This window comes from Nocardia sp. NBC_01730 (genome assembly GCF_035920445.1).
Lineage (GTDB): Bacteria > Actinomycetota > Actinomycetes > Mycobacteriales > Mycobacteriaceae > Nocardia.
In genome coordinates this window covers 7618386-7630757 of record NZ_CP109162.1, presented here as the reverse complement: position 1 = coordinate 7630757, position 12372 = coordinate 7618386, and the positions used below count along the sequence as shown (strand labels likewise).

12 protein-coding genes and 1 pseudogene are annotated in these 12372 nt (G+C 68.4%); 6 read left to right on the top strand and 7 right to left on the bottom strand.

Going from position 1 to position 12372, the window contains the following annotated elements:
• The first annotated feature begins 10 nt into the window (after nucleotides 1-10).
• On the top strand, nucleotides 11-1267 hold the full coding sequence (locus tag OHB12_RS31725) for an RNA polymerase sigma factor (RefSeq protein WP_327113514.1): 1257 nt from the start codon (nucleotides 11-13) through the stop codon (nucleotides 1265-1267).
• 137 nt (nucleotides 1268-1404) lie between these two features.
• Nucleotides 1405-1887: an NUDIX domain-containing protein gene (locus OHB12_RS31720; RefSeq protein WP_327113512.1), complete on the top strand. Its 483-nt coding sequence runs from the start codon at nucleotides 1405-1407 to the stop codon at nucleotides 1885-1887.
• Between the two features lie 7 nt (nucleotides 1888-1894).
• Here the strand turns inward: OHB12_RS31720 and OHB12_RS31715 are convergent, their stop codons facing one another.
• The gene (locus OHB12_RS31715) at nucleotides 1895-2731 is read right to left on the bottom strand and encodes a phosphoribosylaminoimidazolesuccinocarboxamide synthase (protein WP_327113510.1); all 837 of its coding nucleotides are present in this window, start codon (nucleotides 2729-2731) and stop codon (nucleotides 1895-1897) included.
• Between the two features lie 220 nt (nucleotides 2732-2951).
• On the opposite strand from OHB12_RS31715, the gene pepN reads away from it, so the two are divergent.
• Nucleotides 2952-5534 (top strand): aminopeptidase N, encoded by a 2583-nt coding sequence (gene pepN / locus OHB12_RS31710; RefSeq protein WP_327113508.1) that lies wholly within the window; start codon nucleotides 2952-2954, stop codon nucleotides 5532-5534.
• A 131-nt stretch (nucleotides 5535-5665) separates the two neighbouring features.
• On the opposite strand, the gene OHB12_RS31705 is transcribed toward pepN, so the two are convergent.
• From OHB12_RS31705 to OHB12_RS31690, 4 genes are all read right to left on the bottom strand, one after another.
• Complete coding sequence (locus tag OHB12_RS31705; protein WP_327113506.1) at nucleotides 5666-6106, bottom strand: DUF5130 domain-containing protein; 441 nt, start codon at nucleotides 6104-6106, stop codon at nucleotides 5666-5668.
• Nucleotides 6107-6116: 10 nt separating this feature from the next.
• Complete coding sequence (ctaJ, locus tag OHB12_RS31700) at nucleotides 6117-6398, bottom strand: aa3-type cytochrome oxidase subunit CtaJ (protein ID WP_327113504.1); 282 nt, start codon at nucleotides 6396-6398, stop codon at nucleotides 6117-6119.
• A gap of 119 nt (nucleotides 6399-6517) precedes the next feature.
• A complete protein-coding gene (locus tag OHB12_RS31695) occupies nucleotides 6518-8128 on the bottom strand; it encodes a glycoside hydrolase family 13 protein (RefSeq protein ID WP_327113502.1) in 1611 nt (536 codons plus the stop codon).
• Nucleotides 8129-8356: 228 nt separating this feature from the next.
• Entirely contained in the window at nucleotides 8357-8761 is a 405-nt protein-coding gene (locus OHB12_RS31690; RefSeq protein ID WP_327113500.1) for a globin, read from the bottom strand.
• Between the two features lie 220 nt (nucleotides 8762-8981).
• On the opposite strand from OHB12_RS31690, the gene OHB12_RS31685 reads away from it, so the two are divergent.
• The 3 genes and pseudogenes from OHB12_RS31685 to OHB12_RS31670 all read left to right on the top strand — a co-directional run bounded on the left by OHB12_RS31685 (nucleotide 8982) and on the right by OHB12_RS31670 (nucleotide 10749).
• Nucleotides 8982-9683: an HNH endonuclease gene (locus OHB12_RS31685; protein ID WP_327113498.1), complete on the top strand. Its 702-nt coding sequence runs from the start codon at nucleotides 8982-8984 to the stop codon at nucleotides 9681-9683.
• Between the two features lie 163 nt (nucleotides 9684-9846).
• Nucleotides 9847-10428 (top strand): annotated as a pseudogene (locus tag OHB12_RS31675) (AzlC family ABC transporter permease); the annotation flags it as partial.
• 9 nt (nucleotides 10429-10437) lie between these two features.
• Nucleotides 10438-10749: an AzlD domain-containing protein gene (locus OHB12_RS31670; RefSeq protein ID WP_327113496.1), complete on the top strand. Its 312-nt coding sequence runs from the start codon at nucleotides 10438-10440 to the stop codon at nucleotides 10747-10749.
• Nucleotides 10750-11220: 471 nt separating this feature from the next.
• Here OHB12_RS31670 and OHB12_RS31665 read toward each other — a convergent pair whose 3' ends face one another.
• Together OHB12_RS31665 and OHB12_RS31660 are read right to left on the bottom strand one after the other, a co-directional pair.
• On the bottom strand, nucleotides 11221-11886 hold the full coding sequence (locus tag OHB12_RS31665; RefSeq protein ID WP_327113494.1) for a hypothetical protein: 666 nt from the start codon (nucleotides 11884-11886) through the stop codon (nucleotides 11221-11223).
• Nucleotides 11887-11934: 48 nt separating this feature from the next.
• Nucleotides 11935-12366: an acyl-CoA thioesterase gene (locus OHB12_RS31660; protein WP_442800154.1), complete on the bottom strand. Its 432-nt coding sequence runs from the start codon at nucleotides 12364-12366 to the stop codon at nucleotides 11935-11937.
• Nucleotides 12367-12372 lie beyond the last annotated feature (6 nt).

The window sequence follows — 12372 nt, the reverse complement described above, 5'->3', positions numbered from 1 at the left end:
CCGGCGTGCGGTGCCCGACGACACATCGCTCCCGGCGAGCACCGAGGACCTGCTGCGCGCACTGGCGCCGCAGGTCCTCGGAACGCTCGTCCGCCGGTTCGGCGATTTCGACACGGCCGAGGACGCACTGCAGGAGGCGATGCTTGCGGCCGCCACGCAGTGGCCGTCCGAAGGTCTGCCGGACCACCCCCGTGCCTGGCTGATCCAGGTGGCGCAGCGTCGGATGGCCGACGCGGTGCGCGCCGAGGTGGCCCGGCGGCGCAGAGAGACCACCGCCTTCGAACGCGACGTCACCGATGCCGCCCCGGTCGACCACGACGACACGCTCGCGATGCTGTTCCTGTGCTGCCACCCCGCACTGTCGCCGGCGAGTGCCATCGCGCTCACCCTGCGGGCGGTCGGCGGCCTCACCACCGAGCAGATCGCGCGCGCCTTCCTGTTGCCGGAAAGGACGATGGCGCAACGGATCACGCGGGCGAAGAAGAAGCTGGCCACGTTGGACCGGCCTTTCGCGCGCCCCGGCGACGCGCGGTGGCGCGAGCGGCTCGGCGCGGTCCTGCACGTGCTGTACCTGATCTTCAACGAGGGCCACACCACCAGCTCGGGATCGTCGCTGCACCGCACGGACCTCTCCGGCGAGGCGATCCGGCTGACCAGGGCGGTGCACCGGCTGCTGCCCGACGACGCCGAGGTCATCGGGCTGCTCGCGCTCATGCTGCTCACCGATGCCCGGCGGGCCGCGCGCACCGGCGCGCACGGCGAACTCATCCCACTGGCCGAACAGCACCGCGCGCTGTGGGATCGCGCGCTGATCGCCGAGGGGACCACGCTGACCACCGGCACGCTGGCCGAGGGCCTGCGCGGGCCCTACCAGATCCAGGCGGTCATCGCGGTGCTGCACGCGCAGGCGGCGCGCGCCGAGGACACCGACTGGCCGACGATCCGCACGATGTACACCCGGCTCGAACAGCTCTCCGACAACCCCATGGTGACCCTCAACCGCGCGGTGGCCAGCGCAATGGTGTCGGGGCCCTCGGCAGGTCTCGAACTCGCCTCGACCCTCGACGAGCAGCTGGCGGGCAGTCACCGGCTCGACGCCGTCCGCGGCCATCTCCGCGAAATGGCAGGCGATTTCGACGCCGCCATCACCCACTACACGGCAGCGGCCGCCCGCACCACCAGTTCCCCTGAACGTGACTACCTGACCATCCGCGCCGCCCAGCTGCGCAGGGACGGGCACGCTCAGAACACGTTCGGCCACACGTAGCCGCACGGATCTCGGCGGCGTACATGCCGACCGCGCAATCGCGGTCGAGCGGGTGGTCCAGGCGCAGTTGCCTACCCGACGCCGACACGGCCGGGGCGCGGCAGCCTGCCGACCGCGGCCGGGGCAGACTACCTGGTGTGGCAGACAAACACAGCGCGGGAGTCCTGCTGTTCCGCCGGTCCGCCGACCACGGCGTCGAGGTGTTGCTCGGGCACATGGGTGGCCCGTTCTGGGCGCGAAAAGACCTGGGCGCCTGGTCGATTCCCAAGGGCGAGTACGAGCCGGAGTCCGAAGACGCGCGCACTGCGGCCGATCGCGAATTCACCGAGGAGCTCGGCCTGCCCGTTCCGGACGGCGAGTGGATACCGCTGGGCGAGGTGCGCTACGGCAGCGGCAAAGGAAAGAAGAGCCTCACCGTCTGGGCCGTCGAGGGCGACCTGGATCCCGCCGACATCGCGCCGGGAACCTTCGAACTGGAGTGGCCGCCGCGCTCGGGCACTATCACCCAGTTTCCGGAGATCGACCGCGCCGGGTGGTTCGATCTTGCCACCGCCCGCGACAAGCTGGCCGCGGGCCAGCGGCCTTGTCCGGACCGGCTGGCCGAGCACCTGGCGCTCTGACCCGCGGCTACTGTGGCACGCCCGTCCAGGTCCGGCCGGTGATCAGCTCGTACGCCTCCACGTACTTCCGCCGAGTGGCTTCGACGATGTCGGCCGGGATCCGCGGGCCGGGAGGCTCCTTGTCCCAGCCGGTCGAGGTCGACCAGTCGCGGACGAACTGCTTGTCGAACGAGCGCTGCGGCCTTCCCGGCTCCCATTCGTCGGCGGGCCAGAAACGTGAGGAGTCCGAGGTGAGCACCTCGTCGCCGAGGGTGAGAACGTCGCCGTCCCAGCCGAATTCGACCTTGGTGTCGGCGACGATAACGCCACGTTCGGCGGCGTGCGCCGCGCCGCGGGCGTAGATGTGCAGGGTCAGCTCGCGTAGCCGCTCGGCGACCTCGCGCCCTTCCTGGTTCACCACGTCCACAAACGTGATCGACTCGTCGTGCCCCTGCGACGCCTTGGTGGTCGGTGTGAAGATCGGCTCCGGCAACTTGTCACCCTCGCGCAGCCCTGGTGGGAGCGCCACCCCGGACACCGAACCCGTTCGCCGATACTCCACGAGCCCCGAACCGGTCAGGTAGCCGCGGGCAATGCATTCGATCTGCACCATCTTCAGCGGCTTGACCCGGATTCCGCGGCCCGCGAACTCGGCGGGCACGTCGGTGGCGGAGACCACGTGATCGGGCACATCGGTGAAGTACTCGAACCACCAGTTCGACAGCTGAGTCAGCAGCGCACCCTTGTCCGGGATCGGCGTCGGCAACACGACGTCGTACACCGAGACCCGGTCGGAGGCGACCAGCAACAGGGTATCGCCGTCCTCGTACAGGTCACGCACCTTCCCGGCGTGCACATGCTTCAACGTCGAGCCTCCGAATCCATGGGGGTGAACCTGCACTGCACCAGGCAGAATACCGCCGCGCCGTGGGCGAAGAAGCCGCGCCGTCCGCCCGCCGCCGTCGTCGGCACGCAGGAGCAGGCCGCGTGGTTAGGGTTGGTGCGGAAAGTCCCGCGCGGGCAGCCGCATCCAGATGGCATTGTGGGGTGCGCCCGTGCCAGTTCTTCGACAACGAAGGAGCCTCATGTCCGCACCCAACCTCACCCGTGACCAGGCGATCGAACGCGCATCGACGGTATCGGTCGAGAACTACCGGATCGACCTGGATCTCACCGACGGGGCGGGCAAACCGGGCGAGCAGACCTTCTTCTCCCGCACCACTGCGACCTTCACCGCGACCGAAGGCGCGAGCACGTTCGTCGATATCATGGCGCACCATGTGCGCTCGGCAGTGCTCAACGGCGCCGTCCTGGACATCTCCGACTACGACGAGTCGACCGGAATCACGCTGGCCGATCTGGCCGAGCGCAACGAGCTGGTGGTCGAGGCAGACTGCGAGTACTCGCACACCGGCGAGGGTTTGCACCGGTTCGTCGACCCGGCCGACGGGGCCGTGTACCTGTACTCGCAGTTCGAAACCGCCGACGCCAAACGGATGTTCGCCTGCTTCGACCAGCCCGACCTGAAGGCAACCTTCGACCTGACGGTCACCGCGCCCGCCGACTGGCAGGTCGTCTCCAATGCCGCCGTCGTGCACACCGTCGCGGCCGACCCGGGCAAGCACATCTTCCGAACCACCCCGAAGATGAGCACCTACTTGGTCGCGCTCATCGCGGGCCCGTACGCGCGATGGACCGACGTCTACACCGACGAGCACGGCAGCATCCCGCTCGGCATCTACTGCCGCGCCTCACTGGCCGAGCACATGGACGCCGAACGTCTGTTCACTGAGACCAAGCAGGGATTCGGGTTCTACCACGGGAACTTCGGCGTCCCCTACGCGTTCGGCAAGTACGACCAGCTGTTCGTGCCGGAGTTCAATGCGGGCGCGATGGAGAACGCGGGCGCGGTGACCTTCCTGGAGGACTACGTCTTCCGCTCCAAGGTGACCCGCGCGTCCTACGAGCGCCGCGCCGAGACCGTGCTGCACGAGATGGCGCATATGTGGTTCGGCGACCTGGTCACCATGAAGTGGTGGGACGACCTGTGGCTGAACGAGTCGTTCGCCACCTTCGCCGCGGTGCTGTGTCAGTCCGAGGCCACCGAATACACCAACGCATGGACCACCTTCGCGAACGTGGAGAAGTCCTGGGCCTACCGCCAGGACCAGCTGCCCTCCACCCATCCGATCGCCGCGGACATCCCCGACCTGGATGCGGTCGAGGTGAACTTCGACGGCATCACCTACGCCAAGGGCGCCAGCGTCCTGAAGCAGCTGGTCGCCTATGTGGGCCTCGCGCCGTTCCTCGCCGGTCTGCGCATGTACTTCGCCGAACACGCCTACGGCAACGCCACGTTCGACGATCTACTGGCGGCGCTGGAGAAAGCTTCCGGACGCGACCTGTCCACCTGGGGGGCGCAGTGGCTCAAAACCACCGGCCTGAACATCCTGCGCCCGGACTTCGAGGTAGACGCCGAGGGCAGGTTCACCTCGTTCGCCGTAGTACAGGAGGGCGCGGAGCCGGGCGCGGGTGAATGGCGCGTGCACCGCCTCGCCGTCGGCGTCTACACCGACCAGGACGGAAAGCTGGTGCGCACCAAGCGCGTCGAACTCGACCTCGACGCCGCCGAGCGCACCGAGGTTCCCGAGCTGGTCGGCGTGCCGCGCGGGCAGTTCGTGCTGATCAACGACGACGACCTCACCTATTGCTCGGTCCGGCTGGACGCGGGCTCGCTCGACGTGCTCGTCAACCGCATCGCCGACATCGCCGAGCCCCTCCCCCGCACGCTGGCCTGGTCGGCGGCATGGGAAATGACCCGCCAGGCCGAGTTCCGCGCCCGCGATTTCGTCGCCCTTGTCCAACGCGGCGTCGGCGACGAGACCGAAATCGGTGTGGTGCAACGACTGCTGATGCAGGCCAACACGACGCTCGGCAGCTACGCCGACCCGGAATGGGCGGCGACCACCGGGTGGCCGGACTACGCGAACCGCCTGCTCGAGCTGGCCCGCGAGGCCGAGCCGGGCTCGGATCACCAGCTGGCCTTCGTGAACGCGTTGACCGGCGCGAAACTGCCGGCCTGGCACACCGAGGTGCTGCGCGAGCTGCTCGACGGCGACCCTGCGAAGGTCGGGCTGACCGGACTGGTAGTCGACACCGACCTGCGCTGGCGCATCGTGTCCGCGCTCGCGGCGGCCGGCGAGATCGACGCCGACGGCCTGGACACCCCGGTCATCGACCAGGAGCTGGCCGGCGACCCCACCGCGGCAGGCCGGCGCCAGGCTGCCGCGGCGGCGACCGCCCGCCCGATCGCCGAGGTGAAGGAACAGGCGTGGGCGACCGTGATGGGCGACGAGTCGGTACCCAATATCACCGCGCGCTCGATCGTCGGCGGCTTTGCGCCAGCCGGACAGGGTGACCTGCTCGCCCCCTACGTCGAGCGCTACTTCGCGGAGGTTCCTGGCGTCTGGGAGCGCCGCTCCAGCGAGGTCGCCCAGACCGTCGTGGTCGGCCTCTACCCGCATTGGGCGATCAGCGAGGACGCGGTGGCCGTCGCCGACAAGTTCCTCGCGGGCGAGCACCCCCCAGCCCTGCGCCGCTTGGTCAGCGAGGGCAAAGCCGGCGTCGAGCGCTCCCTCCGGGCCCGCGCCTTCGACACAAAGTCATAAACAAAACCGGCGCGTCCACCCTGCTGAATGGGTGGACGCGCCGGTCCGGGATCAACCACGAGCGCAGCTCCGACATACGAGACCGCGGGTCTTACAAGCGCCGCAGGCGCGGCCGAACAACACAGCGAAAATTACCGTCCGATGGCGGCGGCCATCACGCGCACCGCGGAAACGAGACCGTCGATCAGCTGGCCCTGCCGGAACGAGCTCAGCGCGGCGGTGACGCCGAGCTGGCAGACACGGTCGTTCGCGCGGTCGGCGACATCCCGGCCCGAGCGCACCTCGATCGCCTTCTCGTTGGGCGAGACGGCGATCAGTACCGAGCGCGCCGCCTCGGGCGTGGTCGGGAAGAGCGCGTCCATGGCCGCGGCCGTGTCCGCACCCAGATCGCCGATGTAGATGTTGAAGCGCACCTTGGTCGCGCGGGTCGCCTCGGTGAGCACGTTGTCTATCGTGAGCCGCTCGTCATCGCGGAACGGGGCTTCCTTGAACACGTCGCCGGCCTCGTGCACGCCGGAGACGCGCCCGCTGCTGGTGACCGCGTATCCGTGCGGCAGGTCGGCCTCGACCACCGCAGGCCACTTAGAACTTGCCACTTGCCCGGCCTCCGATCAGCTCCACCTCGGTGGACTCGATAGCCGCATGATGTCCATGCGACGTCTCTGCGATGTCGTGGTGACCCGAACCGGTCACCTCGTCGGTGGCACTCCACAACACCGGCGGCTGGGTCCACTTCTGACCGAGATCGAAGTGGACCGGCTTCTCACCAGGCAGTGGCTTACCGAGAAACGACAATCCGGCGATCGCACCGTAGATCACCAGCGGGATGCCGACGAAGATCAGCACTGTCTCGAGAATGCTCACGGATCAACGGTAGACGATCGTGTGTAGTAGTTCTCCGTCCGGGCGAACCGTCATGGTTTCGTCGCCCGGCGCAACGGGGGGCCAGGCCTTTCGGACCGGCTTCCGCCGCACCGCGACACTCAGACCAGCCAGGCCGCCGCGTTCGGTGGTAGCCGGCCACCCTCGGGCGGCGCGCTGGCCAGCAGCACATCCCCTGGCGGCAACGGGATGGGCGCCGCCGAGGCGTTGAGCACGCAGACAAGCCCGCCGGGACGGCGGAACGCGAGGCAGCCCGGCGGGCTGCCATACCACTCGATTCGGTCGCCCCCGAAGTCAGGTCGCAGAGCGCGGAGTTCGATCGCCATGCGGTAGAGCGACAGGGTGGAGCCGAGTTCCTCGAGCTGGGCTTCGACGGTCAGTCCGGCCCAGTCGGGCGGGATCGGCAGCCAGGAACTGCCGGTGGTGAACCCGAACGGCGGTGCGGTGCCCTCCCACGGCACCGGCACCCGGCAGCCGTCGCGGCCACGTTCGGTGTGGCCGGAGCGTTCCCACACCGGGTCCTGCAGGACCTGGTCGGGCAGGTCGTCCACGTCCGGCAGTCCGAGCTCGGCGCCGTTGTAGATGAAAACCGCACCGGGAAGCGCGAGCTCCAGCAGGATCATCGCCCGTGCCCGCGCCACCCCGACCGCGCCGCCGCCGTACCGGGTGACCTCGCGCTCGATGTCGTGGTTGGACAGGGTCCACGTCGGCGAGGCGAAGACCGGCCCGACAGCGGCCAGCGAGTTATCGATCGCGTCGCGCACGTCCTCGGCGCTGAACCGGGCCTCGGCGAGACGGAAGTTGAAGGCCAGGTGCAGTTCGTCGGCACGCACGTACTCACCGAAGCGGGTGTTGTCGTTCACCCACACCTCGCCGATGGTCACCGCGTCCGGGTACTCGTCGACCAGCTTGCGGATACGGCGGTGGATCTCGTGGACGGCGGGATTGTTGAAACGCACGTCGTCGTCGTCGTGCGCGAGCAGTGCGGAGGCGACCTCGGGCAGGTCGGGCAGGTCGGGCAGGCCGTCGGGTTTCGCCATGCCGTGTGCGACGTCGAGCCGAAATCCATCGACACCGCGGTCGAGCCAGAACCGCATGGTCTGCTCGAAATCGGCGGCGACGTCGTCGTTGTCCCAGTTCAGATCCGGCTGTTCGCGCGCGAAGATGTGCAGGTACCACTGACCCGGCGTGCCGTCGGGCTCGGTGACCCTGGTCCAGGCGGGTCCGCCGAAGATGCTCGGCCAGTTGTTCGGCGGCTCGGCGCCGTCGAGACCACGGCCGTCTCGGAAGATGTAGCGTTCACGTTCCGGGCTCCCCGCCGCGGCAGCCAGTGCCGCGCGGAACCACGGGTGCTGGTCGCTGGTGTGGTTGGGCACCAGATCCATCGTGACCTTGATTCGACGGGAGTGGGCCGCCGCGATCAGCTCGTCCATCGCGGCGAGCCCGCCGAAGAGCTGGTCGATGTCGCGCGGATCAGCTACGTCATAGCCACCGTCGGCCATCGGCGAACGCATCACCGGGCAGACCCACAGTGCGTCCACACCCAACAGTTCGAGGTAGCCGAGTTTGTCCCGGACACCGGGGAGATCCCCGATCCCGTCACCGCTCGAGTCCGCGAAGGATCGGGGATAGATCTGGTAGAACACGGCCGACCGCCACCACGGCTGGGTGGTGCGATCCACCGGCGCCGGTACGGCTGGTGCATCAGTCACGAATGCAATAGTGCCAAAGTTTCGTGGTGAAAACCTTCGGGCGAAGCCACGCCCTCGAGGTCGGGCAAATAGTCAGCGTTGTTGCGCTGAGCCGAAAACCCTGATGCTGCCTCGCCTCTCAGTCGAAACATCCAGGCCACCTCGGGTACGCCAGCGAATTCACCGCCACCGCAATGTGGGTCGGAAACAACACTTGCCAGGATGCCGTTCCGTGCCGCGAACGTGCGGTCAGAACGGGGCGTTCACCAGCGAGTTGGCCGCCATCTCGAGGTAGTCGAGCAGAGCTTTTCTGTGCTCGTCGTCGAGGACATCGGGCTCGATCTCCGCGACCGCGATCCGCATGCACCGCAGCCACGCGTCACGCTCGATCGGCCCGATCGTGAACGGCATGTGCCGCATGCGCAGACGCGGATGGCCGCGCTCGTCGGAGTAGGTGCGCGGACCGCCCCAGTACTGCTCGAGGAACATCCGCAGCCGGCGCTCGGCGGGGCCGAGGTCTTCCTCCGGGTAGAGCGGGCGCAGCACCTTGTCGGCCGCCACCTCGCGGTAGAACGCCGCGACGATCCGCCGGAACGTCTCCGCCCCGCCGACCATCTCGTAGAACGACGTCGCTGTCTGCTCGCTCGAAGTCATAGACCCTCTCGATTCGCCGAATGGCCACAGCCCATTGTGCCCGCACCGGTCGGGCGCCGCTCAGCCGCCGCAACGTCGCGGCTGGATGGCTCTTCAGCCACCGTTAACCAGACATTGTTGAAAATCACCGTGCACTGGCCGACGTTCCATGGTCAACTGGGTGGCAGTCTCTGCTCCGCAGATACCACATGATCCTGCCAATCATGAAATTGAGGTCGAGATGAAGCAGCGGCACGGCGCCCGATCCGAGGCGCGAGCGCACCGACAACTCCAGCCCGCCGACGTCCACAATCGTGGGTCGGGGGCTACTCCGCTGCACATCTTGTCCGAACATTGTCCTGTCGGCCATCACGGCCACCACGACCATGCGTCGCACCCCGCCGCACCGCCCACCGAGGGCACGAACTGGCTCAAGACCAGGGTGCTGCTGTTGAACGCCACCTACGAACCGCTTACCGCCTTGTCCGCGCGTCGCGCGGTCGTCCTGCTCATCTGCGACAAGGCCCACACCGTCCATCAGAATGACGAAGGACCGGTGGTCCATTCCGCCGAAGCATCCGTGGCCATTCCCTCGGTGATCCGCCTGCGCAACTATGTGCACGTGCCGTACCGGGCCAGGGTGCCGATGACCCGCGCCGCCCTCATGCACCGGGACCGCTATCGGTGCGGCTACTGCGGCGGCAAGGCCGAGACCATCGACCATGTCATCCCGCGCAGCCGCGGCGGGGAACACTCTTGGGAGAACTGCGTCGCCAGCTGCGCGCCATGCAACCATCGCAAGGCCGACAAACTGCTGAGCGAGCTGGGCTGGGCGTTGCGCTCCCCGCTGGTTTCGCCGAAGGGCCCGCACTGGCGCCTGCTGTCCACCACCGCCGAGCTCGACCCGCTGTGGTTGCAGTACCTCGGCGAAGGCGCGGCCTGACCCCTCAGGTTCAGGTGTATTCGACCACCAACGTCGCCCAAGTCGGCGACGCCAGCGCCTCGAACACGTGCGGCCGATCCCCGGAGTAGGAGATGTAGTCGCCGGGGTGTAGTTCGACGGGCGCGTCGACCGGGCCGACCAGCGCCCGCCCGGGGCGACCGCGGTCGGCGCAGGCTTTCCGATCTGGCTGCCCGTCGTTCTCGGCTGTGCGGTACTCGCTGGAGGCTCAGAGTTTCTTTTCCTCGGCATCGTCGCCGCGGGTGGCAGCCCGATCGCGGCGGTGCTCGCCGGGCTTGTGGTGAACGCCAGGCATCTGCCGTACGGGCTGTCGGTTCCCGAGGTGGTCGGTACCGGTTGGCGGCGGCCGCTGGGTGTGCATCTGATAAACGACGAGTCCGTGGCGCTGGCGCTCGCGCAGCCCGACCGGGCGCGCAAGCATGCGGCCTATTGGGTCACCGGTGCGGGCGTTCTTCTTGCCTGGCCCGGCGGTGCGGCGATCGGAGCGTTGATCGGTTCCGTCGTCTCGGACATCTCGGCGCTCGGGCTGGACGCGGTATTTCCCGCGGTGCTGCTCGCGCTCGTGCTGCCCTCCCTCCGTGATCGGACCACCCTGGGGGCGGTGTGCGTCGGCACCGCCGTCGCACTGACTAGCGCACCGTTCCTTCTTACCGGAATGCCGGTACTGCTTGCTCTTTCGGGCGTGCTCGTCGCGGCACGCGAACGGCCGAGCCAGTCCTCGACGTAAGGGAGCGCAATGATGTTGGCCGCCGGGGTGTTCGCCCTCGCCGCAGGCACCTACGCCTTCCGCTGGCCTGGTCCCGCACTGCGCGACCGAGTGCGCTTACCGACCCGCGCGGTGCGTCTGCTGGAAATCGGCGCAGTCGTCCTGCTTGCCGCGCTGGTGGCCGTGACCACCTTGCCGCTCGGCACGGGCAGTCTCGGATTCGCGGTGCCCGCAGGCGTTCTCGTCGGCGGCATGCTCGCCTGGAAACAGCAGCCCATCCTGGTGGTGATCCTCGCGGCCGCTGTGACGACGGCGGCGTTGCGCCTCGCAGGCGTCTCCTGACCGGCCTCGAAACTCGTTTTCGGCCAAGTTTCTTCACGAGCCGCGCCTGCGGGCGGCGCCGTCCCCTCCTGTCGACGGCGCCGCCAACCATTTCATCGCTCGCGGGACGCCAAGTGCTACCGGAGAGTTCGCCATAGCCACCTCCGGCCTGCAGTCCGCTGCCTGCTAGTGCGTTTCGCCCGGTGCAGCACTGCCAGTAGCAGCGCTATTTCGACACAGCAGTGCCAATCCGATGCAGCAGAGCCAAACGGTGCAGCGGTCTCTGAGCAACAGCCGCGATAGCGCGGCGGCAGCAGGCAGCACAGCGCAGCACGACGATCAGCAGCGCAGTGTGACCGTCAGCGCAGCTGGCGGGCCAGTGCACCGGAGCGCAGCAGCCGGCAGCGCGGCGCGGCAATGCCGGTGCGGCTCAGCCGTGATGGTGCGGTGCGGCGGTGATAGCGACAGCAGTTTCAGGCAGCGCAGCAGCAGCTAGTGCGGCAGCAGCGGGATACCGCCGCCGAGGCGGCGGGCGACCGAGCCGTAGCGGGCATCCAGCCGCAGCCAGGTCCGGCTGGCGCGAACGCGAACGATCTCGGCGGGTGGAATACGGCGCGGGTCGGCCTTCTCCCCCGAATGCGGGATGAAATCCATGGCGGTGAGCGCGAAGACGACCCGCATGGGCACCTGCACCTGGGTGCCCCCGCCGGAAACGGTCAACACGGTCTGATCGAGCAACGATGCGGGCGGGCCGTGACCGCTGCCATGTTCCTTCGCCAGCTGCGCACCCTGCTCGGCGAGGTCGACCAGCGTGCGCGCGGGCACGTCATCGATATGTGCGAAGCCGTCCGAGGGCGGCAGCGCGCCGCGCCAGGCGGAGTCCATCGAATACCCCAGGTCGATCGGACTATTGGTCGCCAGCCCGGCCAGCACCGAGTCGGCGGCGACGGTCACATCGTCAACGCCGAGCTCGGCGACCACGGTGCGCACCGCCAACGCATCGAAACCCGTCGCCACCCAGGCCGAGAGGTAGCGCTCCCCGCGACGGCGCAGGCGCACCACCGCCGCTTGGTCCAGCCGCACGGCCCGGGTCAGGAATGTCGCAAGATTCTCCCGCTCCGCCGGATCGGATACATGCAGCACTCGTTGTTCTGCCATCACGGCTGCTCTGCCGTCACCATTCAGTGATCACCGACCCACGATCGCTCACTCCATCCACTCGGAGAGGTAATCCCGCTCGGAGTCCGTGAGCCGACGGAGCCGCTGCGCCCGCATGTCGAACGCCGCGATCTGCGTGGAAGCGATCACCGCAGGCGCCGTATCAGGCGCCGCGCCAGCGGCGTGCACCTCGTAGCCGATGGTGAAGTCGACCGCGCGCAGCTGCTCGATCCACATGGCGATATCGAGCGGTGTGTCCTCGTGCCGCAGCTGGCCGCGGTAGCGGACCCGCAGGTCGGCGAGCACGCAGCCCTCGCGCAGCGCAGCGGTCGGGCGGCCGTCCTCGAACAGCCATGGGATCCGCGCCTCCTCCAGCAGCGTCACCATTCGGGCATGGTTGACGTGCTGGAACACATCCATGTCCGACCATCTGACGTCTACCTTGGTGTGAAAGCGCCTAGGCAGCACAGCGCTGCCCAGCGCCTT